Raw genomic sequence first — 21,646 nt, forward strand, 5'->3', positions numbered from 1 at the left:
CTCCCGGGCGGCCGGAAGGCGGGGACGCCTGACGGTCAGCCCTTCGCCTCACGCACTCCCCGGTCGCGCACGTCAGCGATCCGGGCGGCCAGTCGGCCCGCGTCGACGCCGGCCCGTGTCAGTACTTCGACGGCCCGGCACTCGCGGTCCACGGCCAGTACCGCGAGCAGGTCGAGCCCGCCGGTCCGTACGTCACCGCGCCCCGCCGACCGGTCCAGCGCTCCGGACATCGCCGCGGCAGCCGAGGGCGACCAGCCGCCCATCCCGGAATCCCGCACCGCGAGGTCCCGTCGCGAGACGACCGGGAGCGCCCCGGAGTCCTCCACCGAACCCTGCCAGCGGAGCCCGTAGCCGATACTGCGCTGGACGAGGTAGCCGAGCACCCTGGCGAGCTGGGAGTCGCCCTCGAAGACCGCCCGCACCGCAGGGTCCGATTCGATCAGGGAGTGCAGCAGATGCGCCGTGTCGATCTGCCGGTCGGCGTCCCGCAGCGCACGCCTGCGGGCGCCCGCCACCACGTCCGCCAGCTCCAGGGTGAGCGTGGCGTGGCGCCCGGCAGGACCGGGGACGGGCTGCTGGGGAATCCGCGGCATCCGATATCGCACGCTTCCCACCTCATCAGCCCTGCGGCGGCGATACATCCCCGGAGGGGCCCATCCAGTCATCCCGCGCAAGGTGGGCACACCCGAACGGTTCCTCCTCCTTGCGGATGAGATTCCGCCCATTCCGGATCCGATCGGAAAAAGGGCGCGCGCCGCCTTGCCACGCGCTCCCCAAGCAACCGGAATCCTTGGTCCTTACGTCCCACAGGCCATACCCCACCCGACAGGCCGGAAGGGAGTGCGCGGTCATGTCCTGGCTAGTCGCCCTGCCCGCGCTTGACGGACGCGAATACGTGTACCGGGTCCACGCACCGCCCGACGCACTGCGCGCCGATCTCTTCTGGTCCGCCTTCCACTGCCACGACGACGGTCCGCACCCGCGCGCCTTCGACAGGTTCGACGGCGCACTGATCTGGCGCGCGGGCACGGGCGACCCCGGTCCCATGGACCTGACGGTTCATCAGTATTGAATGTTCCAGTCACTGCGGCTACGTTCCGCGACACCGGAACCCGTCGAGAAGGGGTGGTCGCATGGCCGAAGTCAGTGCAGAGGCACGCATCGAAGCACCGGCCGAGAAGGTGTGGGCCCAGCTGACGGACTTCACCGCGTACGGCGAATGGAACGCCACGCACACCAGCTTCCCCAAGGGAGGTCCGACGGCACTGGAGCTCGCGGCCACCTACGAGGAGAACATGAAGCTGATGGGCTTCCCCGCCGAGGTGACCTGGACGGTGGCGGAACTGGAGACCGCCCGGCTCCTGACCACCAAAGGCAAGGGCCCGATGGGCGTCAACCTGGCCATGCGGTATTCACTCACCCCTGACGGGGAGGCCACCACGGTCCGCATCGACGGCGAGTTCACCGGAGCCGCGGTCTCCCTGATGGCGGGAAAGCTCAAGGACTCGGCGACGGCCGCGCTCGTCGAATCACTGCGCAAACTGGAGGGGCTCGTCACCGCCTGACCTCACCCCGCACACGGGAAAGGGCCTCGCGGCACAACCGCGAGGCCCTGGACCGCCCACCGTCACGGGCCTCAGCCCTCTTCGGCGAGGATCAGATACATCTTCTTCCTGGCCTCGCCAACGACCGCGAGGGCTTTTTGGCGCTGCTCGGCCGAACCGGTCTTCCAGACCTGACCGAACGCCTCCATCAGGCCGAAGCCCGCCTGCCGGACCTCATTGAGACCCTCCCAGTCGACGCCGCGACCGGCATCCTCCCAGGGCGCCTCGGGCCCCGATTCCGCTTCGGCGCGGCCGCTGCCGGTGAGCGTGAACAGCTTCTTGCCACCCTCGCTCGCACTGACGATCAGCCCCTCGTCCTCCAGCATCTGGAGGGTCGGATAGACCGAGCCCGGGCTGGGCCGCCAGGCCCCTGAGCTGCGCTCGCCGATCTCCTGGATCATCTCGTAGCCGTGCATCGGCCGGTCCTTCAGCAGCGCCAGGATCGACGCGCGCACATCACCGCGCCGCGCCCTCCCCCTGCCGCCACCCCGGCCGCGCCCCCCGCCGAGGGGCCCGCCCCCGAACGGTCCGCCCCCGAACGGCGGGCCGAACGGCCCGAAGGCCGCCCGCCGCCCCTCGAAGTCCCCGTGCTCCTGCTGACCGGGCCCGCAGTGCCCACGCCCGTGCCCGAATCCCTGCTCGTACCCATGCGAACGCATCGACGCGCTCCTCTCATCATTGATCTGTCGCGATGCGTCAACGATATATCGGAACCGATCGCCCAACAACCCCTTCGATCGAGCGTGGCTGCCCTGTGACAGTGACCGCTGGCCGGTTGCCGCTGAAGGGCGCTCAACGCCCGCCAGCTCCTCGGAGCTGGCGGGGACGCCGTCCTCACCGGCGCCGACGAGGTCACCAGCTCTGTTCCTCTGCCTGCCGGAGAGTGGCCTGCATCGAGCGGTCGCTCTCGCCCGGAGCACGCCGCTGGCCGACAGCATGCGTCTTCCGCGGCATCCCGGTAGAAGCCAAGCCGCTCGCCGATCCCCGTCTCTCGGGCCTGTCAGTGCTGGCTGCGATCCTGTGCGGCATGGACGACAGGACCTTCTGGGTACTCATGGACGAGCTGAACCGTCGCCCCGGTGACCGGCACGAACGGCTGGAGTGGCTGCGCGGGGAGTTGCGGTGCCGGCCGGCTGCGGAGTGGGTGGAGTTTCAGGCACGCCTGGAGGCCGCGTGCGAGGCGGTCGCCACGGACGCACTGTGGCGGGCGGTGAGCCGGATCGAGGGCGGCTTGTGCTCCGACGACGGCTTCGACTACTTCGCGCTCTGGCTGGTGTCCCAGGGGCAGGGAACGTACAGGGCGGTGCTCGCTGATCCGGACGCCCTCGCCGACGTTGCTGAAGTGCGGGCCCTGGCAGGACGGCATACACGGGAGTGGCGTGACGACGACTGGCCGGAATGGGAGGAACTCGACTATGTGGCCCAGGAGGTATTCGACGAGCTGACGGGCCAGGAGGGGGACTGCGGGGACGCGTTCTACGAGGCCCTGGAAGCCGTTCAGGAGACGTGGGCGACGCCCGAAGAGGAGACCGACACCCCAGAGGCCGCGGTGAGAACCGGGACGCCCCGGCTCGACGCCCTCTTCCCTGCAGGAGCCAGCTCCTGATCAGTGACGCGATGTCGGCGTCCATGACCGGAGAGCCTGGGATTCGGGCCTGCCATCCGCGTGAGCACGTTCACCGGCTCTGCCGCTGGTCCTGTACCGCACCAGAGCGGTGCAGGGCTCTGCCCTACGCGGAGCGGGTGGCCGCGCGGAGGGCTCGGGCCATGAAGGTCCCATCGCCGTCGGGCGGGATCTGCTCACCTGCGTTCCGGTACGCGCCCGGTGAGTCGTGCACCCGTGCGGCAAGCGCTTCCGGGAAGTCGTCCAGGGTGCCGCTCTCCTGACTCGTGGCCCCGGACACAGAACTCTTTGTGCGGGTCACGCAGGAAGGCGACCAGCTCTTCACGGCCGCGCGTTCGGGAGACACGGACGACCACGCACCCCGTGCGAGAGCACCGGGATCCAGCCCGGCCACGAGGTCAGCGCCAGAGCCCGTTCACCCCTACGTGCCTGGGCACTCCAGCGGCTCCGGCACGTACACCCCCTCGCTGAAGGCAGCCGACCTGCATCGAGACAGACCAGCCATCGCAGGATGGCACCACACAACGGTCAGCCTTCGCGGACACAGATGGCCGAGGGGTCGGCCTTCTCTTACGCAGACGGCCGATGAGTCGCCTTCTCTGACGCAGCGCAGCTTTGACCAACCATTCCCGGCAACCGATCAACGAGCACTGTCACAGGTCAGTGGCGAATGACCCGCATCAGCGGAGTCTGGTGCGTGACGGTCTGTCTCAGTGCACGCTGACGGTCTCGGCGCCGGTCATCCGGGGACGTGGTACCAGTCGTCCGGGGCCCCGTGGCTCGATGACCGGCTGACGGGGCGCTCACGCGAAGTGATGGCTACGCTGGTCGGCATGCCGAACCGTGTTCCGTTCAATGAGGCGCTTCTCTCCACCGTAGGCATTCCCGAGCTGACCAGACTCCTCGACAGCAGCCCGCGGTCACGGGTGTGGCGGGTGCAACTGGCCGACCAGCGGCTGGTGATCGTCAAGCAGATCACCGACGACGGGGACACGAGCGCCGACGCGAACACGCGCTTCGCGCGGGAGGTCGCCGGACTGCGCCTGGCGGGGCGGGCCTCCGGTCCCGCCGTGGCCCCCGCGGTGCTCGCCACGGACCCCTCCTCGCGGGTGTTGGTCCTTGAGCACGTGGACGACCTCGGCGAGACGAGCGACTGGATGCCGGGGTACGCCGAGTCGCTCGCCCGGCTGCATTCCCTGACCGGGCCCGCCGACGCGGGCGCGCTGCCGGTCTGGTCGGGGCCCACCGCCACCGACGCGGAGTCCTTCCTCACCCTGGCCAGGGCGCTCGACGTGCCCGTACCGCCCACGGTTTCCCATGAACTCGCCGGTCTCCTGGAGCGGTTGGACCCCACCGCGCACCATGCGCTGCTGCACGGCGACCCCTGCCCCGGCAATGATCTGCGCACCGCCGAAGGCGTCCGCTTCGTCGACTTCGAAGGGGCCTCGCTCGGCAACGGACTGATCGAACTCGCCTACTTCCGCATCGGCTTCCCCACCTGCTGGTGTGCCATGTCGGTCACCGCGGCCCCGCTCAAGGAGGTCGAGGACATCTACCGGACCACCTGGCGCGACCTCACCGGGAAGGACGTGCCGGGTGACCTCGCCGACGCGTGCGCGGGCTGGCTGATCCAAGGGGACGCGCTCGTCGAGCGGGCCCACCGCAGGACGGTCGACCAGTTCGCCCGGGTGCCCGCCGAGGACTTCGAGTGGGGCTACATCTCCGCTCGTGAGCGGCTCGTCCACCGCCTGGGCGTGGTCGCGGGCATGACCCGCGACCACGATCACCTGCACGCCGTCGGCCGCCTCAGCTCCGCCCTGGCCGACCGCCTCCTCGAACGCTGGCCGACGCTGCGCCCACTGCCCGCACCCGACGCCCGCCCCTGGTACTGATCGCCGCAAGCGCGTGACAGCAGCTTCCGCCGCGCCCCCGGGCCCGAAGGCCGGGCAGGCTCCCAGCCTTCGGCGAGACGAGCGGGCATCCGCTCCTCTTCGCGGCGATGCGCGGAACCCCGCTGGGACAGATCAGCGAATGAACGGTCAGGGCCGCGGGCCGGTCTCGTCCGGGGTACTGGTCCAGGTGATCTCGAAGTACCGGACGTGCTCGCCCTGTCCGGCCGGTCGCATGCCCGCCGCCGTCATGACGCGCTGGGAGGCGATGTTGTCGTGGTCGGCGTCGCCCTTCACCCGGGCGACGCCGCACGAGCGCGCGAACAGCAGCAGGGCGCGGAGGGCTTCGGTGGCGTACCCCCTGCCCCTCGCCGACGGGATGAGGCCGTAGCCGATCGTGACGTCGCCGGACTCGTCCGGCGGGCCGTGGAAGCCTATGCCGCCGATCGCCAGGCCGTCCTCGCGACGGCGGATCTCGAAGTTGCCGAACGGCCGGGGATCCCCGGTGTGCGCGCAGGTCTCCAGGAGTCTCCGGGCGGCGAACACATCGCCCGTGCCGGGGTATCCGGGCGCCCATCGGGTGTCGCTGTCCGGCTCGCCCGCCACCACTCGCCCGGCGTCGGCGGCGGTCATCGGATGAAGCGCGAGCCGGGCTGTCACCAGATCGCGCACGGAATCACTCATGGCATCGCTCGTGGAGTCACGCATGGAATCACTCATGGCAGGGAGAGGTATCACATGGGGTGGCCGGACCCTCCACGGATTTTTCGGCCGCCGTACGTTCCACGGGATGCGTACCGGCCGGGAGAACCGGTGCCCGGCCGCCGGGGCGTGCTGATAGGGATGCGCGGTGGCCTTCGCACAGGAATGCGCCACCCTGCTCCGGCTGTTCGACGAACGTCCGGTCGCGTTCCGGGCCGCGGCCGACTCCGCGCCCAGCCTCGACGTACCGGTACCGACCTGCCCCGGGTGCACACGGGCCGACCTGGTGCACCACCGGGCGGGGTACACCGCCACTGGGCAGCCAAGGTCGCCGCGGGGCCCGCCTCCGCGCCCCAGGCCCAGTCCGCCCCGCCCCCCTCCGCGCGAGCACGCGGCGCTGCTGGCCTCGTCGGCCGAGCCGACGAGGCTCCTGTTGCACGCGCTGCGCGAGACCGGGCCGGATCGCGGGTGCTGGACCTGGTGGGGCGCGTCGCAGTCGCCGCAGACGTCCGGTGCCGTCGCCCGGCACCAGCTCCAGGAGGCTCGGCGCACACCTACGACGCCCAGCTCGCCGCGGGCGCCCCGCAGCCGCTGCCGGACTAGCGGCACTCGACGGTGTGGACGAGTTCCCGCACACCTGCTGCGCGACGACGAGTGTCTGGCCCCACGAGCCCGCCGACGCCGGCTTCCACACCGCCGAGGGCCGTTCCTGGCGCCTCTCGCTCAGCGCCGACGGCGCACGGGTCACCCGCCTTCCCGCTCCCGGCGGGGCTCTGCCGCCTCCCGGCCGTCTCGGCCCGTGGCACGGCCGGTGCGCTGGTCCTCACCCTGTACGGCCGGGTTCCGGTGGGCTCCCTGGCGATCGACGGAGACCAGCGCGTCCTCCACCGGCTCCAGGAGCGGGAGCCGGAGGACGAGGAAGCTCCGGCACATGAGTGCGGGCAATGCCGCGGGTGTGAGCCGGTCACTCTCCGGCGAGCCCCGGCTCAGCCGACGTGGAGCGGGAACCTCGCGGCCGGGCCACCGAGCGCGGCCCGCTCGGTGCTGGTCGGGGCACGGCGCCCGGTAGCGACCAGCAGGGCGTCCCGGTCCGGAATCGAGGAGGGCAGCGGCGTACCGGCGATGCGCTCCAGGATCTCGCGGGTGCGGGCGAGTCCCTCCGCGGGCGGCCCCGGCACGCCGGGGAGGTGCGCGACCAGGTCGAGGTGATGGAGCGTCCACTCCAGGACGTACGCGCCGAGGTAGTCGCCCGCCGTGAGCACCTGGCCGCGGGTAGCGACACGGAGGTCCACGTCCGCGAGGGCGGCGGCGCGGCCCGCGGCGGAGCCGACGTCGTCCAGATGGAAGAGGAGCAGCCGGGGGTCCTCGTACGCGGCGGCCAGCCGGACGGTCAGCGCGTCCAGCGGATCGTCACCGGCCGGTGGTTCCCCGGCCGTCTCCCAGTACGTGACCGCGTCGCGTGTGGGCTCCGCGTCGGCGGGGGTGGCGAGCGTGATCAGGATGTCCTGGGCGTCGATGACCAGGTGGCACACCAGGTCCCGTACGAGCCAGCCGGCGCAGCCGGACGGCTGGGCGAAATCCTCGTCGCCAAGGCCCGCGACAGCCGTGCGCAGGGCGGTCCAGGAGCGCGAGAAGAGATCCACTCCGGCAATTTAGTGCGCTGTCGCGGAGCCGGACAAGCACCCGGCGGCACCGGCGGCGCCTCAGGGGCCAGTGGGCCCGGATTGGCCTTGGCCCCGGGCGCCGTACCGCTCGTAGGGTCGCGGCATGAGGATCCGCATCGTCGACACGTTCACCGACCGCCCCTTCACCGGCAATCCGGCGGGAGTCCTGGTACTGGACTCCGCCGCCTTTCCCGGGGACGACCGCCTCCAGCACATCGCCATGGAGCTGAACCTCTCGGAGACCGCCTTCACCCACCCCCTGCCCCCGGGCGGCGAGGCCGACTGGGCGCTTCGCTGGTTCACCCCGGCCATGGAGGTCGACATGTGCGGGCACGCCACGCTCGCCACCGCACACGTGCTGCACACCACGGGAGCGGCGAGCGGCACGGTGCGCTTCTCAGCGCGGTGCGGCGTCCTCACCGCGGCGGCCCATCCGGACGGCGCCATCACCCTGGACTTCCCCACGTCCCCGCTGGCCCCGGAACCGGTCCCGGCGGGTCTGGCCGCCGCGCTGGGCGCCGAACCGCTCTGCGTCCACGACACCGGCCCGCACGTCGGCGACCTGCTCGTCGAACTGTCCGACGAGGCGACCGTGCGGGCACTGACGCCCGATCTGGCCGTCCTGGCCGAGGTCTCCCGGCGCGGGGTCATCGTCACCGCCGCGGCTGCGGACCCCTCGCTCGGCTACGACTTCGTCTCGCGCGGCTTCTTCCCGCGTGTCGGAATCGACGAGGACCCGGTGACCGGCAGCGCACACACCGCGCTGGCCCCCTTCTGGGCGGCCCGGTTCGGCCGCGACGAACTGACCGGGCTCCAGGCGTCCGCCCGTTCCGGTCTGGTCCGCACCGCCCTGCGCGGCGGCCGTACGCTGCTGACCGGCGACGCCGTGACGGTCATCGACGGCGAACTGCTCACGGCGCTCTGACCGTCGCACACCGGGCCGGCCTCACGGCGTGGGCAGCCATCCCACCTTCCCGGCCAGCAGCGCGTAGCCGACGAAGGCACCGACGTCGAGCAGCGTGTGCGCCACGACGAGCGGTCCGACCCGGCCCCAGCGCCGGTACAGCAGGACGAACACCACGCCCATCACCATGTTGCCGATGAAGCCGCCGATCCCCTGGTACAGGTGATACGAGCCGCGCAGCACCGAACTCGCGGCCAGCGCGGCCATCGGTGACCAGTCCAACTGCCCCAGTCTGCGGAGCAGGTACCCGACGACGATCACTTCCTCCACGACGGAGTTCTGGATCGCGGACAGGATCAGCACCGGGAACTTCCACCACACGTCGGGCAGGGACTCCGGGACCACGGTCAGGTTGAATCCGGTGGCGCGTGCCGCCAGGTAGAAGGCCAGGCCCGCGCCTCCGATGCCCGCCGCGACCACCGTGCCGCGGCCGAGGTCCGGCCAGGGTCTGGTGCGGTCGAAGCCGATGACGCGCAGTCCGGCTCCCTCCCTGATCAGGAGGTGCGCGACCAGGGCGACGGGCACCAGCGCCGTCGCGATACCGAAGAGTTGCCAGGCGAGATCCAGCCATGGGCGCCCGGGAGCGTAGGAACTGTTGAGCGTGGCGGCCTGATCCTTCAAACCCCCTGGTTTCGTTAGCGATCCGACAAAACTGATCAGGGCAGACACCCCGCTGGCACCCAGCGAGAGGGCCAGCACGAGGATCGTTTCGGACCGCAGAATCCTTCGCGACGTGGCCTCTTGAGGGAAAGAATCAGCCATAAGCCCCACCTCCACCTGTACACCTGCCTTCAGTTGTGCATTCACGCCCCATCCTGCTCCCCGCCCGGCTAGGGTCTCGAATGCAGGTACGAAGATCATGCGCGACAGGCCGGGGGACGAGCGCCATTGCCGATGGTGTGGTCCCCCTTTTCCTTGTACATCCTCAAGGAGGGGCACCACCGACATGGGACGTCACAGCTTGCCGGACGACTACGCCGACGGCGGGAGCGGGGACGGGTCGCCGCCGCGCCGTCGGCGCACCGTCGCGATCGCGGCCATGCTCGTACTCGCGATCGCCGCGGGGACGGCCGTCGCGGCCCAGGGTGGCCTGTTGTCGTTCTCGAAGAGCTGCGGGGACTCGGCCGTACGGCTGTCCGTGGTGGCCTCGCCGGACATCGCTCCCGCCCTGCGCGCCGTCGCCGACAAGGCGCGCAAGGACGAGGTGCGGACGGACGGACGCTGCCTGTCCGTGTCGGTGCGGGACCGCGATGCGTACAAGGTCGCCGACGCCCTGTCCCGCAGCACGCGCGCGCCGGACTTCCAGGTCTGGCTGCCCGACTCGGACCTCTGGGTCGACCGGGCCAAGGGGACCGGCGACGGCGTCCCGGTCACACCCGGTGACTCGGTCGCCACCTCCCCCGTAGCCCTGGCCATGGTGCCGTCCGCGGCCAAGGCACTCGGCTGGCCGAAGAAGAAGTACACCTGGGCGGAGTTGACGGCCGCGGCCGTGGAGGCGGACAAGATGCGCCTCGGCTCGGCCGACCCGGGCCGCAGCGCCACCGCGCTGATGGCACTCACCCGGATCGGGGCCTCCTCCGAGAAGGCGGGCGATGACAGTGACACCCAGGTCGCGGCGACCGCCAAACTGCTGGCGCAGCACATGTCGGACAGCGACTCCCAGGTGCCAAAGACCCTCGCGCAGGGCGATGCGGGCGCCGCGCAGGGCAATCCGCGGCGCAATCAGGCCGTGCTCCTGTCCGAGCAGGCGGCGTTCGCGCACAACGCCGCGTCGTCCGGTGGCGGCAAGCTCGACCTCTTCTACCCCGAGGACGGCGCACCGCTCCTCAACTACCCGTACACGCTGGTGAACGACGCCGGGATGAGCACGTCCGAGAGCCGGGCGGCGCTGCGCTTCATGACACTGCTGGGCGAGCCCGGCCCGCAGGCCGTCCTGGCCGGGCACGGGTTCAGGGACGCCGACGGCGCCGCCGGGCCAAAGGTGGTCTCCACGGCGGGCGGCGAGCAGCCCCAGCCGTACGCGGCCCCCGCCGAGACCCCGGATGCCGAGGCGCTCCAGCAGACGCTCGGCATGTGGACGATCACGGTGCAGAGCGCCCGGCTGACCACGGTCGTCGACGCGTCCGGGTCGATGTCCACGATCGTGCCCGGCCGCAACCAGTCCCGGATGGACGTCACCAAGGCGTCCCTGATCCAGGCCCTCGACCAGTTCACCCCGAACGACGAGATCGGGCTCTGGGAGTTCGCCACCTCGCTCGACGGGAACAAGGACTACCGACGGCTGGTCCCGGCCACCCGGCTGGGTGATCCGGTGAAGGGGGGCGGCACCCACCGCCAGAAGCTCTCCGCCGCCTTCGCGGCGCTCCAGCCGGTGCCGGGCGGCGCGACGGGGCTGTACGACACGGTCCTGGCCTCGTACAAGGATGCCCAGGCCACGTATGTGAAGGGCAAGTTCAACGCGGTCGTCATCCTCACCGACGGGTCGAACCAGGACGAGCTGTCGATCTCCCGCAGCGCCCTGATCGCGGAGCTGAGCCGGATCGCCGACCCGGAGCGTCCGGTGCCACTGCTCGCCATCGCGGTCGGCCCCGAGGCCGATCGCGAGGAGCTGAACGAGGTGGCGAAGGTGACCGGTGGCGGTGGCTACCAGGTCATCGACCCGGCCGAGATCCAGACGGTGATCCTGCAGGCCATCATGACGGCCGGCCAGAGCGGGCACGCCGCCCAGAGGTAGGGGCGTACGCGGTCACCGGCCGGGCGCCCCCGCACCGTGACCCGGACGCGTCACGGTTTGGGAGCACCGGCCGGCCAGGTGTGCACGGGTTCCCCACTGTGCATCAGTTCCGCGTAGCGGCGCGTGGTCGCGGCCAGCGCCGCATGCCGGCCGAGCCCGGCCTCCCGCGCCCGGTGGTAGGTGTCCGCCTGCCAGGACGCGCCGTTCACCCGCAGTCGGCACCGCTCCTCGATGACGCCGAGGAAGCGGTCGCGGTCGGCGGGCTCGATGTTCCACGCGTCGAGCCCGGCCGCGGCCAGCGGCAGCAGTTCGTCGCGTACGAGCTTGACGGCGGGCACCCGGGTCAGCCCGCCCGCGCGGCCGGGGCGCGGCCAGATCAGCTCCGCGTCGATGCCCGTGCGGCAGGCGGCGTCGAAGTTCTCCTCCGCCGCGGCGAACGGCAGCCGGGTCCACACCGGGCGGGGCTCCTCGGCGAGCGAGCGCACCAGACCGTAGTAGAGCGCCGCGTTGGCGATCATGTCGATGACGGTGGGACCGGCGGGCAGCACCCGGTTCTCCACTCGCAGATGGGGTACACCGTCGACCAGCCCGTACACGGGCCGGTTCCAGCGGTAGATCGTTCCGTTGTGGAGCACCAGCTCCGCCAGCCGCGGCACCCCGCCCTCGTCGAGTACCCGCAGCGGCTCCTCCTGGTCATGGATGGGCAGGAGCGGCGGGAAGTAGCGCACGTTCTCCTCGAAGAGCTCGTACGCCGAGCCGATCCACTGCTCCCCGAACCAGGTCCGGGGCCGCACCCCCTGGTTGCGCAGTTCGGGCGGCCGGGTGTCCGTGGCCTGCTGGAAGAGCGGCGGCCTCGACTCCCGCCAGAGCTCCCTGCCGAACAGGAAGGGTGCGTTGGCACCGAGTGCGACCTGGACACCGGCGATCGCCTGGGCCGCGTTCCACACCGCGGCGAACCGCGCGGGCGTCACCTGGAGGTGGAACTGGACCGAGGTGCAGGCGGCCTCGGGGGCGATCGAGGCGGAGGTGGAGACCAGCCGCTCCACGCCCTGGATATCAAGGGCGAAGACCTCGCCCCGCGCCGCCACCATCTGATCGTTCAGCAAGGTGTAGCGCTCCGCGTCCGAGAGGCTGGAGAGCACGAGATCCTCACTGCGCAGCGTGGGAAGAATCCCGATCATCATGAGCCCGGCATCGACCTCGCCCGCCTTCCGGTGGGCATATCCGAGCCCGGCCCGGAGCTCTTCTGCCAGCTGATCGAGAACGCGTCCGCCCAAGCGGTGGGGGACTATGTTCACTTCCAGATTGAACATCCCGAGTTCCATCTGGAAATCGCGGCTTGCGATGCGGGGCAGGACCTCCCCATTCATCATCTTCGGCATGCCGTCGGCGCCTGCGAGATTGAGCTCGATCTCCACGCCCATGAGGTTGCGCGGCCGGTCGAACCGCTGCTCCGCAAGAAGTCGCTCCAGCCCCTCCAGACACTCGTGGAGCTTCTTCCGATACCTCTGCCGATCGGACAGGTCAAAGGCGCCCGCCACGACCTTCTCCCCCATCGAAGCGTCCCTCCCTCGGTGGGCGGCCCGCGGCCCAGACCGCTCGCATCAGGATCGATAATGCCCAGACGGGGTGATCTATAACGCCCGCGAGAACGCCACTGACCCACTAGTCTGAGAACAGTCGCTCGGGGCACATTCCAAAGGCATGATGCGGGATGCGATTGCCGGTCGGCGAGGGCGAAATCGTCGATGTGTTTCAGCCGTCCGCGTCTGGGGAAAACCCCCAGGCAGCAGCCGTGCCGCTGACACGAAATCAGAAGATTCATCGCGTAATAAAGTCTTGATACCGCCTTGCCTGCGTCGCCCGCGAAGGCTAGTGGAAACACCGAGTGAACACATTTCGTATAAACTTTGCGCACGAGGCAGAGAGTTGACGCACCGGCCCGGTCACCGGCCCCTCTGGCCCCGCATGCCGACAGCGCCGTCTGCACCCGCCCACGCACCACCGTGTCTCCGAAGCGAGAGGCGACCCACTATGCCGCTGCATGTCTTCCCGGCTCCCGCGCCCGCTCTGCGCAGCGTTCTCGCGGCACTCGGTTCACCCACCGCGGTACGCGAAGCCCGCACCCCCGCCCTCCGGTCCGCCCAGGGACCGCTCAGCCCCGAACTCCCGCTCCCCGTCCACGTACTGGAGCGGATCGGTCCGAACGGCGCGGCCCCGGCCACCCGGATCGCCGGATGGCGGTTCCTGATCCGCGACGCGGAGCAGGCCGTCGCGGCGGCGGACACCATGCTCACCGCGGACGGCTGGGCCTTCTCGCACTTCTTCGAGGGGCCCTACATCGCCTCGACCGAACTCGCCCTGCGCCAGGCCGAGACCCTGGCACCGCTCTACCAGCCCCGGCTGCTGTCCATCCCGGAGCTGTACATGCTGACGCTGTGGCTGCACGACGACGCCGGGGCGGACGCCACCGCCGGAGCGCTCGCCCCCGCCGACCTCCTCGTCCCGCTGGCCCCGGCCCCGCCGGGGATCGCCGCGCACCGACCGCACCGGGTCGCCGACCTGCTCCGTGTGATGACGCTGCGCATCCCGCCCGGACCGGGCCCCCTGCTCGGCTCGCCGGCCTGAGGCGCCGGCCGCGCCCTTGCAGCACCGCGCCCCGACACCGAGGACGGTGTCGGGGCGCGGTGCTGCAAGGGCGCGGGGCGCGGGACGAGAAACCGGGGCCGAAGGGGGTTCAGGACCGGGGGCGCACTTCCCGCCCGTCCGGACTAGCCCGTACCGACCACCCCGAACCACCCGAAGTGACAGTGCAATTGCGGTGAACCGTCCGCGTGGGTGACACGTCCTTCGGGTAAGGAGAAGTGCTGCCGCGAAATCCCTGCGGATTGACGCCCGTGGGGCAACACTGGGAACGGACCGATCGATACGGGGGGCGGCCATGAACACCTCGTCCAGCCGCAGGACATTCACTACAACGCAGCGAGAGAACCCAGCCATGTGTCAACACCAGCCACCATGCCCGACCGCCGACTCAGCCGACCGGGAGGCCGCCCGCCTGACGGCGCACCACCCGGAACAGGGCTGGAGCCTGCTCTGCAACGGCGTCCTGCTCTTCGAGGACACCGGCGAGCTGCTCCCGGATGGTCAGATCATCGCTCCGCACCGGTCCTTGGCGGCCGATCGGGTGGTGAAGGCCGCCTGACCGCGGCCGGTAACGAACGGGGGCCGGCCCGGAGAATCCTCCGAACCGGCCCCGACGCACCTCCGCGTCACGCGGCGGCGCTCACCGCTCAGTGGTCGTACTCGTCCAGCGGCGGGCAGGAGCAGACGAGGTTGCGGTCGCCGAAGGCACCGTCGATCCGTCGCACCGGCGGCCAGTACTTGTCGGCGGCCACGACACCGGCCGGGAAGACCGCCGTCTCACGGCTGTATCCGTGCTCCCACTCGCCTCCGACCGTCGCCGCGGTGTGCGGAGCGTTGCGCAGCGGGTTGTCATCCGCGCTCCACTCGCCGGAGGCCACCTTCTCGACCTCGCCGCGGATGGCGATCATCGTGTCGCAGAAACGGTCCAGCTCCGCGAGGTCCTCGCTCTCCGTCGGCTCGATCATCAGCGTCCCCGCGACCGGGAACGACATCGTCGGCGCGTGGAAGCCGTAGTCGATCAGCCGCTTGGCGATGTCGTCGACGCTGACTCCGGTGGCCTTGGAGATCGGCCGCAGGTCCACGATGCACTCGTGCGCGACCAGCCCGGCCGGACCGGTGTACAGGATCGGGTAGTGCGGCTCCAGGCGCTTGGCGATGTAGTTGGCCGCGAGCACCGCGACCTGCGTCGCGCGCTTCAGCCCCTCCCCGCCCATCAGGCGGACGTACGCCCAGGAGATCGGCAGGATCCCGGCCGAGCCCCACGGGGCGGCAGAGATCGGTCCGACACCGGTCTCGGGGCCCGCCGCGGGCTGGAGCGGGTGGTTCGGCAGGTACGGGGCGAGGTGGGCACGCACACCGACCGGGCCGACGCCGGGGCCACCGCCGCCGTGCGGGATGCAGAAGGTCTTGTGCAGGTTCAGGTGGGAGACGTCCCCGCCGAACCGGCCCGGACGGGCGAGGCCGACCAGCGCGTTGAGGTTGGCACCGTCGACGTACACCTGGCCGCCCGCGTCGTGCACCTCGGCGCAGATGTCGGCGACGTGCTCCTCGAACACACCGTGCGTCGACGGGTACGTGATCATGAGTACGGCGAGCTCGTCGCGGTGCTTCTCGATCTTGGCCCGCAGGTCCTCGACGTCCACCTCGCCGTCGTCGGCGGTCTTCACCACGACGACCTTCATTCCGGCCATCACGGCGCTCGCCGCGTTGGTGCCGTGCGCGGAGGACGGGATGAGGCAGACGGTGCGCTGCTCGTCACCGTTGGCCCGGTGATACGCCCGTACCGCCAGCAGACCGGCGAACTCGCCCTGCGAGCCGGCGTTCGGCTGGATCGAGACCGCGTCGTACCCGGTGACCTCGGCCAGGCGCTCCTCCAGCTCACGGATGAGGGTGAGGAAGCCCTGCGCCTGCTCGGCCGGGGCGAAGGGGTGCAGCGCGCCGAACTCGGGCCAGGTGACCGGCTCCATCTCGGTGGTCGCGTTCAGCTTCATGGTGCAGGAACCGAGCGGGATCATGCCGCGGTCCAGCGCGTAGTCACGGTCGGCGAGCCGACGCAGGTAGCGCAGCATCGCGGTCTCGGAGCGGTGCTGGTGGAAGACGGGGTGCGTGAGGATCGCGTCGGTGCGCAGCAGCCCCTCGGGCAGCGCGTCGGCGACGCTGGCGTCCAGCGCCTCGATGTCGCCCTCGGCGCCGAAAGCGGCCCAGACGGCGGCGATCTGCGTCCGCGTGGTGGTCTCGTCGCACGAGACGGAGACCAGGTCGGCGTCGACCAGGCGCAGGTTGACCCCGCGCTCGCGGGCCTCGGCGACGACCTCGGCCGCCTTGCCCGGGACGCGCACGGTGAGGGTGTCGAAGTGGGCACCGGTCACGACGTCGGCACCGGCGGCGCGCAGGCCCTCGGCCAGGATCGACGCGTAGCGGTGGGTGCGCCGGGCGATCGTCCGCAGTCCGTCCGGTCCGTGGTAGACGGCGTACATTCCGGCCATGACGGCGAGCAGCACCTGCGCGGTGCAGATGTTGCTGGTGGCCTTCTCGCGGCGGATGTGCTGCTCGCGGGTCTGCAGGGCCAGCCGGTAGGCCTTGTTGCCGTCGGCGTCGACGGAGACGCCGACGAGGCGGCCGGGCAGGCTGCGCGCGAACTTCTCCCGCACGGCCATGTACCCGGCGTGCGGGCCGCCGAAGCCCATCGGAACGCCGAAGCGCTGCGTGGTGCCGATGGCGATGTCCGCGCCCAGCTCGCCGGGCGAGGTGAGCAGGGTCAGGGCCAGCAGGTCGGCGGCGACCGTGACGATCGCGCCCAGCTCGTGGGCCTGCTCGATGACGGACCCGATGTTCCGCACCTCGCCGGACGCGCCGGGGTACTGCACCAGGACGCCGAAGACACCCCGCTCGGCGAGCTCGGCCGGAATGCCCTCGGACAGGTCGGCGACGACGACCTCGACGCCGGTCGGCTCGGCGCGGGTCCGGATGACGGCGACGGTCTGCGGCAGGGCGTCGGCGTCGATCAGGAAGACGCCGTTCTTCACCTTGCCGACACGGCGGGCGAGCGCCATGGCCTCGGCGGCCGCGGTGCCCTCGTCGAGCAGGGAGGCGCCGGAGGTGGGCAGCCCGGTCAGGTCGGCGACCATCGTCTGGAAGTTGAGGAGGGCCTCCAGACGGCCCTGCGAGATCTCCGGCTGGTACGGCGTGTAGGCCGTGTACCAGGCGGGATTCTCCATGACGTTGCGCAGGATCACCGGCGGCGTGAACGTGCCGTAGTAGCCGAGACCGATCATCGGGGCCAGCACCTGGTTACGGTCCGCGAGGTCACGCAGCTCGGCGAGAACCTCGGCCTCGGTGCGCGCGGCCGGAAGCCCGAGGGCCTCCGTGCTCTTGATGACATCGGGAACCGCGGCCGCGGTGAGCTCGTCCAGCGAGCCGTAACCGACCTGGGCGAGCATCTTCGACTGCGCCTCGGCATCGGGTCCGATATGACGCTGCTCGAACGGAATGCCCTGCTCCAGCTGGGAGAGCGGAGTGCGACGGGGGGTCATGGTGGAGGCCTCCTGGTCTGTCACGACCTGCGAGGGGCACCCCTGCGCGGGTGCCCGAACGGCCTCCCCCTCTGTCATCTCAACCTGAGAGCTTCACCGGCGCGCCCTGGGGCGTACCGGCTTTCACCGTCGGTGAGGTAGGGACTCGTACCGGCACCCGGCCGCACGAAACCCGCCCTGCTTTCCAGAGTGACCTCATCCGTGCGGTACGGGGGCCTGAGAGATTCCGGGGAGGATTTGCTCCTTCGGCGTCCCGCGGATCAGCTCCGAAGGACTCTCCCGCACGGGGTCAGCGGCCATGACCAGCCTACCAGCGGGGTTCGTGGCCGATTTCTCGAGTGGCCAACCATCCGGATCTGCCCTTGTGTAGTGCTTGTGGAGTAGCCGCGACCAGTGGGAGGGATCGTGCAGAGCGACATCGATCCGCGCAGCCTGATCGGCCGCAAGGCGTTCGACCGCAAGGGCACCAAGATCGGGACCGTGGACGAGGTGTACCTCGACGACGCGACCGGGGTTCCTGAATGGGCCGCCGTGCGTACCGGACTCTTCAGCCGGGACGCGTTCGTGCCCCTGGAACCGAGCGAATTCGTGGAGGACACGCTCCGCGTCCCCTTCGACCGGTCCCTGATCAAGGACGCGCCCGACTTCGGCGTCGGCCGCCATCTCTCACCGGAGCAGGAACTCCAGCTCTACCGCCACTACGGGCTCGACTCCCCGCCCGGGGACGTTCCCCCGGACCGCGACTTCGGCAGGCTGGCCGGCCACGACGAGTAGTCCGGCGGATTCCGCACCAGGGGCAGCGGGTCGGCCGGCCGGAGCTCCGGATCATCGATCCTGAACGTACGCACCCGGCCGGGCGCCGACTCGGGCTCCTCGAAGCGCACCGTCACCCGTCCGACACCGCTTCCCTGCACCCAGCCGTGTCCGTACGCGGCGTGGTGCACGTCCTGTCCGGCGGACCAGTGCCGGGCCGCACGCTGCTCGGCGCTCTGCGGGGCCTTCGTCCCGGGCTCGCCCGGCGGACCGGCGTCGCCTGCGGCGGCGTCTGCCACCACTGGTGCCTCCTGCGCCGCTTCCTCGGCGGTCGTCCGCTCCCCGGCGGCCTGGGCGAAGAGATCCTCCTGCGTGTAGTCGGCGAGCCCCGTGACGCCCACTCCGAGGAGCCGGACGCCCCCGGTGGTGTCCACGGCCTCCAGAAGCCGTGCGGCGGCCTCACGGACCACCGTGGGGTCGTCCGTGGGCCCTCGGAGCGTCTCGGACCGGGTGAGCGTCGAGAAGTCGTAGCGGCGCACCTTCAGCACCACGGTGCGCCCGGACCGCCCCGCGCCCCGCAGCCGCTGGACGCACCGGTCGGCCAGCCGCTCGACCTCCGACCGGATCCGGATCCGGTCGTGGAGATCGGCGTCGAAGGTGTCCTCCACCGATACCGATTTCGCGTCCCGCTCCGCGACCACCGGCCGGTCGTCGTGCCCGAGCGCCATATGGTGGAGCGAGCTGCCGTGCGCCTTGCCGAGCAGGCGTACGAGCTCGTCCTCACCGGCCTCGGCCAGGTCATCCACCGTGGTCATCCCGGCACGGCGCAGATGGTCCGCCGTGGCGGGCCCCACCCCGGGGAGGATCCGCACCGGCTTGGGCGCGAGCATCGCGCGCTCCGTGCCGGGGGGTATGAGCCGCAGACCGTTCGGCTTGGCCTCCTCCGAGGCGATCTTGGCCAGCATCTTGGAGCCGGCGAGCCCCACCGATCCGGTGAGCCCGGTGACCTCCCTGATGGCCGCACGCAGCCGCTCACCGATCTCCAGCGCCGACGCGGTGTCATCGGCCGTCCCCCCGGCCTCCAGGTCCACGAAGGCCTCGTCCAGGCTGAGCGGCTCCACCAACGGGGAGAGCCGCCCGAGCAGCTCCATCACCTGGTCGCTCACCGCCCGGTACAGCTGGAAGCGGGGCACCAGATAGGCCGCGTTCGGCGCGAGGCGCCGCGCCTGCGCCATCGGCATGGCGGAGTGCACCCCGAAGCGCCGCGCCTCGTACGAGGCGGTCGCGACCACTCCGCGCGGCCCCAGGCCGCCCACCACGACCGGCTTGCCGCGCAGGCTCGGCTTGGCCGCCTGCTCGGCCGAGGCGTAGAAGGCGTCCATGTCGAGATGGAGGATGGTGGGCGCGGCTCTCACACCCACCGATGCTGCCCTACGGCACTGACAATCGCCGGGACCGGAAGACCGGGCGGGTCAGCCGGCCCGGTTGCGGCGTCGTGCCAGCTCATCGGCGGGGTTGTTCCCGACGAGCGTCTCGCCGGTGTCCACCCGCTCGCCGTGCAGCTGCGAGAGCGCGGCGTCGACGTCCTGCCACACCACGCCCACGGCGATGCCGAAGACCCCCTGGCCGCCCTGGAGGAGGCTGACGACCTCGTCGGGGGAGGAGCACTCGTACACCGTCGCCCCGTCGCTCATCAGCGTCATCCGCTCAAGATCCTGGAATCCGCGGGCCCGCAGGTGCTGCACCGTGGTGCGGATGTTCTGGAGCGCCACACCGGTGTCCAGGAAACGCTTCACGATCTTCAGCAGGACGACGTCCCGGAAGCTGTAGAGCCGCTGCGTACCGGAGCCGTACGCGGGGCGCACACTCGGTTCCACCAGCCCCGTACGCGCCCAGTAGTCCAGCTGCCGGTAGGTGATCCCGGCAGCCGCACAGGCTGTCGGCCCGCGGTAGCCGATGTCGTTGGCCGATGCCACTGCGCCCCCCGCCACCGCCGGTTGAACCGGTTGCACGATGGTGCGGTCGGCTGTACTCCCCTGCTGCGGACACGGCCCACCCGCTGCCGTACCGTCGCCGCTGCTTCTCACGCCGACCTCCGTCCTTGACCTGCCCTCTCGAAGGTAGGCAGTCACTCGGGGTGCGTCAACGATCGCCACACTCGGCACGCCGAGTGATAATCACCCCGAGGGTGGTTTCCCCGGCATCACAACCGGGAAAGGCTTGTCGGATGCGCTGACGGCGGCCTCGAAGAACGGTCACTGGCTGTTGGTGCCGAAGTCCTCCGGGGAGATCTGGTCGAGGAACTCGCGGAACTTCTCCACCTCGTCCTCCTGCTCGTCCGGGATCGCGATGCCTGCGTCGTCGAGCACCCCGTCACTGCCGTAGATCGGCGTTCCCGTGCGCAGGGCGAGCGCTATGGCGTCCGACGGACGCGCGCTCACCTCGACCCCGCTGGCGAAGACCAGCTCCGCGTAGAAGACCCCCTCCCGGAGGTCCGTGATGCGGACCTCGGTGAGCTCCTGGCCCACGGCCTCGAGCACGTCCTTGAAGAGATCATGGGTCAGTGGCCTGGCCGGTGCCATGCCCTGCTGGGCGAAGGCGATCGCGGTCGCCTCCCCTGGACCGATCCAAATGGGGAGGAACCGGTCGCCTCCCACTTCACGCAGGAGCACGATCGGCTGGTTCGAGGGCATTTCCACCCGGACACCCACAACGTCGAGCTCGTTCACACAGCAACCCTAGGACGTGCCCGGCAGGTTTGGGTAGTCGGGCACCGGCGTGATCAGTGGAGTCGGATGTGCAGAGCGCTCTGCACAAAGGCCGAATGAAGCCTCACGGACAGCTCCGCCAGCTCTTTCGCGGTGGCCTCCGCATGGGCCCTGGTCTGCGGATTCCGATGTCTGCGCAAGGGTGCGACCATCTGCTCGATGAGCCCGACCTCACGATCCGCAGCCGCCCGCATGGCACGCAGGTGACGCGGTTCGAGACCGAACCTGCCCAGATCCGCCACAAGCCTGGCGACGGTGACCGCCTCGGCGTCGTAGCCGCCCTCGGCGGTGGGGGTGACCAGACCGTACGACTCCCACTCGTCGAGTTCACTCTCGGTGACCTCGGCGGCGGCCAGCAGCTCGGCACGGCCGATCCGGGCGGCGGTGGGCCGCCCGAACTCCGCTACGGTCCCGTCGGCCAGGTCCCGAGGACCGCCCCCGGACGGCAGGGCGGCCTGTTCACCACGGGCGAGGGCGTCCAGATGCTCGCGGATCACCTTCAGCGGCAGGTAGTGGTCCCGCTGCATGCGCAGCACCTGGGCCAGCCGCTCCACATCGGCACCGCGGAACTTTCGATAGCCGGAAGGGGTCCGCTGCGGCTCGACGAGCCCTTCCGCCTCCAGGAATCTGATCTTGGAGATCGTGACTTCGGGGAACTCTTCCCGCAGCCGCAGCAGCACCGTACCGATGCTCATCGGGCGGTCGTCGCCGGTGGCGGTGCCGACCACGGCACCGCCCGTCGGTGTTCTGAGCATGGACCTTCCC

Annotated in this window: 21 protein-coding genes and 1 riboswitch; of the genes, 10 read left to right on the forward strand and 11 right to left on the reverse strand. The window is 70.8% G+C overall.

Going from position 1 to position 21,646, the window contains the following annotated elements:
- Window positions 1-35: 35 nt before the first annotated feature.
- A complete protein-coding gene (locus tag ACFVWY_RS31610) occupies window positions 36-605 on the reverse strand; it encodes a Clp protease N-terminal domain-containing protein (RefSeq protein ID WP_389878335.1) in 570 nt (189 codons plus the stop codon).
- 245 nt (window positions 606-850) lie between these two features.
- On the opposite strand from ACFVWY_RS31610, the gene ACFVWY_RS31615 reads away from it, so the two are divergent.
- Both ACFVWY_RS31615 and ACFVWY_RS31620 read left to right on the forward strand, forming a co-directional pair.
- Window positions 851-1,072, forward strand: coding sequence for a hypothetical protein (locus ACFVWY_RS31615; RefSeq protein ID WP_389878336.1), 222 nt, complete (start codon window positions 851-853; stop codon window positions 1,070-1,072).
- Between the two features lie 61 nt (window positions 1,073-1,133).
- Entirely contained in the window at window positions 1,134-1,565 is a 432-nt protein-coding gene (locus ACFVWY_RS31620; protein ID WP_389878337.1) for an SRPBCC family protein, read from the forward strand.
- A 71-nt stretch (window positions 1,566-1,636) separates the two neighbouring features.
- Here ACFVWY_RS31620 and ACFVWY_RS31625 read toward each other — a convergent pair whose 3' ends face one another.
- Window positions 1,637-2,263 (reverse strand): PadR family transcriptional regulator, encoded by a 627-nt coding sequence (locus ACFVWY_RS31625; protein WP_389878338.1) that lies wholly within the window; start codon window positions 2,261-2,263, stop codon window positions 1,637-1,639.
- 368 nt (window positions 2,264-2,631) lie between these two features.
- Between ACFVWY_RS31625 and ACFVWY_RS31630 the strand changes: the two genes are divergently transcribed.
- Together ACFVWY_RS31630 and ACFVWY_RS31635 are read left to right on the forward strand one after the other, a co-directional pair.
- Window positions 2,632-3,210 carry a DUF4240 domain-containing protein gene (locus ACFVWY_RS31630; RefSeq protein ID WP_389878339.1) on the forward strand — a complete coding sequence of 193 codons (579 nt, stop codon included), beginning with the start codon at window positions 2,632-2,634 and terminating at the stop codon, window positions 3,208-3,210.
- An 851-nt stretch (window positions 3,211-4,061) separates the two neighbouring features.
- Window positions 4,062-5,120 carry a phosphotransferase gene (locus ACFVWY_RS31635; protein ID WP_389878340.1) on the forward strand — a complete coding sequence of 353 codons (1,059 nt, stop codon included), beginning with the start codon at window positions 4,062-4,064 and terminating at the stop codon, window positions 5,118-5,120.
- Window positions 5,121-5,267: 147 nt separating this feature from the next.
- Here ACFVWY_RS31635 and ACFVWY_RS31640 read toward each other — a convergent pair whose 3' ends face one another.
- Window positions 5,268-5,801, reverse strand: a complete 534-nt coding sequence (locus ACFVWY_RS31640; protein WP_389878341.1) for a GNAT family N-acetyltransferase — start codon at window positions 5,799-5,801, stop codon at window positions 5,268-5,270.
- Window positions 5,802-5,967: 166 nt separating this feature from the next.
- On the opposite strand from ACFVWY_RS31640, the gene ACFVWY_RS31645 reads away from it, so the two are divergent.
- A complete protein-coding gene (locus ACFVWY_RS31645) occupies window positions 5,968-6,888 on the forward strand; it encodes a maleylpyruvate isomerase N-terminal domain-containing protein (protein WP_389878342.1) in 921 nt (306 codons plus the stop codon).
- Here the strand turns inward: ACFVWY_RS31645 and ACFVWY_RS31650 are convergent.
- Window positions 6,806-7,462, reverse strand: coding sequence for a maleylpyruvate isomerase N-terminal domain-containing protein (locus tag ACFVWY_RS31650; protein ID WP_389878343.1), 657 nt, complete (start codon window positions 7,460-7,462; stop codon window positions 6,806-6,808). The two genes, ACFVWY_RS31645 and ACFVWY_RS31650, sit on opposite strands and share 83 nt — an antisense overlap.
- A gap of 124 nt (window positions 7,463-7,586) precedes the next feature.
- On the opposite strand from ACFVWY_RS31650, the gene ACFVWY_RS31655 reads away from it, so the two are divergent.
- Window positions 7,587-8,408 carry a PhzF family phenazine biosynthesis protein gene (locus ACFVWY_RS31655; RefSeq protein ID WP_389878344.1) on the forward strand — a complete coding sequence of 274 codons (822 nt, stop codon included), beginning with the start codon at window positions 7,587-7,589 and terminating at the stop codon, window positions 8,406-8,408.
- Between the two features lie 21 nt (window positions 8,409-8,429).
- On the opposite strand, the gene ACFVWY_RS31660 is transcribed toward ACFVWY_RS31655, so the two are convergent.
- Window positions 8,430-9,209 (reverse strand): CPBP family intramembrane glutamic endopeptidase, encoded by a 780-nt coding sequence (locus tag ACFVWY_RS31660; RefSeq protein ID WP_389878345.1) that lies wholly within the window; start codon window positions 9,207-9,209, stop codon window positions 8,430-8,432.
- Between the two features lie 184 nt (window positions 9,210-9,393).
- On the opposite strand from ACFVWY_RS31660, the gene ACFVWY_RS31665 reads away from it, so the two are divergent.
- Window positions 9,394-11,181: a substrate-binding domain-containing protein gene (locus ACFVWY_RS31665; protein WP_389878346.1), complete on the forward strand. Its 1,788-nt coding sequence runs from the start codon at window positions 9,394-9,396 to the stop codon at window positions 11,179-11,181.
- A gap of 50 nt (window positions 11,182-11,231) precedes the next feature.
- On the opposite strand, the gene ACFVWY_RS31670 is transcribed toward ACFVWY_RS31665, so the two are convergent.
- Window positions 11,232-12,737 (reverse strand): glutamate--cysteine ligase, encoded by a 1,506-nt coding sequence (locus tag ACFVWY_RS31670; RefSeq protein WP_389878347.1) that lies wholly within the window; start codon window positions 12,735-12,737, stop codon window positions 11,232-11,234.
- Between the two features lie 478 nt (window positions 12,738-13,215).
- Here ACFVWY_RS31670 and ACFVWY_RS31675 point away from each other — a divergent pair, with 478 nt between their 5' ends.
- Window positions 13,216-13,809 carry a hypothetical protein gene (locus ACFVWY_RS31675; protein WP_389878348.1) on the forward strand — a complete coding sequence of 198 codons (594 nt, stop codon included), beginning with the start codon at window positions 13,216-13,218 and terminating at the stop codon, window positions 13,807-13,809.
- A gap of 370 nt (window positions 13,810-14,179) precedes the next feature.
- Entirely contained in the window at window positions 14,180-14,386 is a 207-nt protein-coding gene (locus ACFVWY_RS31680; protein WP_389878349.1) for a DUF5999 family protein, read from the forward strand.
- Window positions 14,387-14,474: 88 nt separating this feature from the next.
- On the opposite strand, the gene gcvP is transcribed toward ACFVWY_RS31680, so the two are convergent.
- Entirely contained in the window at window positions 14,475-17,360 is a 2,886-nt protein-coding gene (gcvP, locus tag ACFVWY_RS31685; RefSeq protein ID WP_389878350.1) for an aminomethyl-transferring glycine dehydrogenase, read from the reverse strand.
- A 194-nt stretch (window positions 17,361-17,554) separates the two neighbouring features.
- Window positions 17,555-17,652, reverse strand: a riboswitch (glycine riboswitch).
- A gap of 113 nt (window positions 17,653-17,765) precedes the next feature.
- On the opposite strand from gcvP, the gene ACFVWY_RS31690 reads away from it, so the two are divergent.
- Window positions 17,766-18,134, forward strand: a complete 369-nt coding sequence (locus ACFVWY_RS31690) for a PRC-barrel domain-containing protein (protein ID WP_389878351.1) — start codon at window positions 17,766-17,768, stop codon at window positions 18,132-18,134.
- On the opposite strand, the gene ACFVWY_RS31695 is transcribed toward ACFVWY_RS31690, so the two are convergent.
- The 4 genes from ACFVWY_RS31695 to ACFVWY_RS31710 all read right to left on the reverse strand — a co-directional run bounded on the left by ACFVWY_RS31695 (window position 18,059) and on the right by ACFVWY_RS31710 (window position 21,636).
- A complete protein-coding gene (locus ACFVWY_RS31695) occupies window positions 18,059-19,528 on the reverse strand; it encodes a DNA polymerase IV (protein WP_389878352.1) in 1,470 nt (489 codons plus the stop codon). The two genes, ACFVWY_RS31690 and ACFVWY_RS31695, sit on opposite strands and share 76 nt — an antisense overlap.
- A gap of 57 nt (window positions 19,529-19,585) precedes the next feature.
- Window positions 19,586-20,200: a MerR family transcriptional regulator gene (locus ACFVWY_RS31700; protein ID WP_389878353.1), complete on the reverse strand. Its 615-nt coding sequence runs from the start codon at window positions 20,198-20,200 to the stop codon at window positions 19,586-19,588.
- 168 nt (window positions 20,201-20,368) lie between these two features.
- Window positions 20,369-20,842, reverse strand: coding sequence for a bifunctional nuclease family protein (locus tag ACFVWY_RS31705; protein WP_024493232.1), 474 nt, complete (start codon window positions 20,840-20,842; stop codon window positions 20,369-20,371).
- 53 nt (window positions 20,843-20,895) lie between these two features.
- The gene (locus ACFVWY_RS31710; RefSeq protein ID WP_389878354.1) at window positions 20,896-21,636 is read right to left on the reverse strand and encodes a MerR family transcriptional regulator; all 741 of its coding nucleotides are present in this window, start codon (window positions 21,634-21,636) and stop codon (window positions 20,896-20,898) included.
- Window positions 21,637-21,646 lie beyond the last annotated feature (10 nt).

It is taken from the genome of Streptomyces sp. NPDC058195 (assembly GCF_042883525.1).
GTDB lineage: Bacteria > Actinomycetota > Actinomycetes > Streptomycetales > Streptomycetaceae > Streptomyces.

Bases quoted from the DNA above. Each gene is read 5' to 3' on its own strand.
- ACFVWY_RS31635 (WP_389878340.1), top strand. From the start codon at position 4,062: ATGCCGAACCGTGTTCCGTTCAATGAGGCGCTTCTCTCCACCGTAGGC.
- ACFVWY_RS31710 (WP_389878354.1), bottom strand. From the start codon at position 21,636: ATGCTCAGAACACCGACGGGCGGTGCCGTGGTCGGCACCGCCACCGGC.
- ACFVWY_RS31655 (WP_389878344.1), top strand. From the start codon at position 7,587: ATGAGGATCCGCATCGTCGACACGTTCACCGACCGCCCCTTCACCGGC.
- ACFVWY_RS31665 (WP_389878346.1), top strand. From the start codon at position 9,394: ATGGGACGTCACAGCTTGCCGGACGACTACGCCGACGGCGGGAGCGGG.
- gcvP (WP_389878350.1), bottom strand. From the start codon at position 17,360: ATGACCCCCCGTCGCACTCCGCTCTCCCAGCTGGAGCAGGGCATTCCG.
- ACFVWY_RS31630 (WP_389878339.1), top strand. From the start codon at position 2,632: ATGGACGACAGGACCTTCTGGGTACTCATGGACGAGCTGAACCGTCGC.
- ACFVWY_RS31660 (WP_389878345.1), bottom strand. From the start codon at position 9,209: ATGGCTGATTCTTTCCCTCAAGAGGCCACGTCGCGAAGGATTCTGCGG.
- ACFVWY_RS31670 (WP_389878347.1), bottom strand. From the start codon at position 12,737: ATGGGGGAGAAGGTCGTGGCGGGCGCCTTTGACCTGTCCGATCGGCAG.
- ACFVWY_RS31640 (WP_389878341.1), bottom strand. From the start codon at position 5,801: ATGAGTGATTCCGTGCGCGATCTGGTGACAGCCCGGCTCGCGCTTCAT.
- ACFVWY_RS31625 (WP_389878338.1), bottom strand. From the start codon at position 2,263: ATGCGTTCGCATGGGTACGAGCAGGGATTCGGGCACGGGCGTGGGCAC.
- ACFVWY_RS31680 (WP_389878349.1), top strand. From the start codon at position 14,180: ATGTGTCAACACCAGCCACCATGCCCGACCGCCGACTCAGCCGACCGG.
- ACFVWY_RS31615 (WP_389878336.1), top strand. From the start codon at position 851: ATGTCCTGGCTAGTCGCCCTGCCCGCGCTTGACGGACGCGAATACGTG.
- ACFVWY_RS31675 (WP_389878348.1), top strand. From the start codon at position 13,216: ATGCCGCTGCATGTCTTCCCGGCTCCCGCGCCCGCTCTGCGCAGCGTT.
- ACFVWY_RS31620 (WP_389878337.1), top strand. From the start codon at position 1,134: ATGGCCGAAGTCAGTGCAGAGGCACGCATCGAAGCACCGGCCGAGAAG.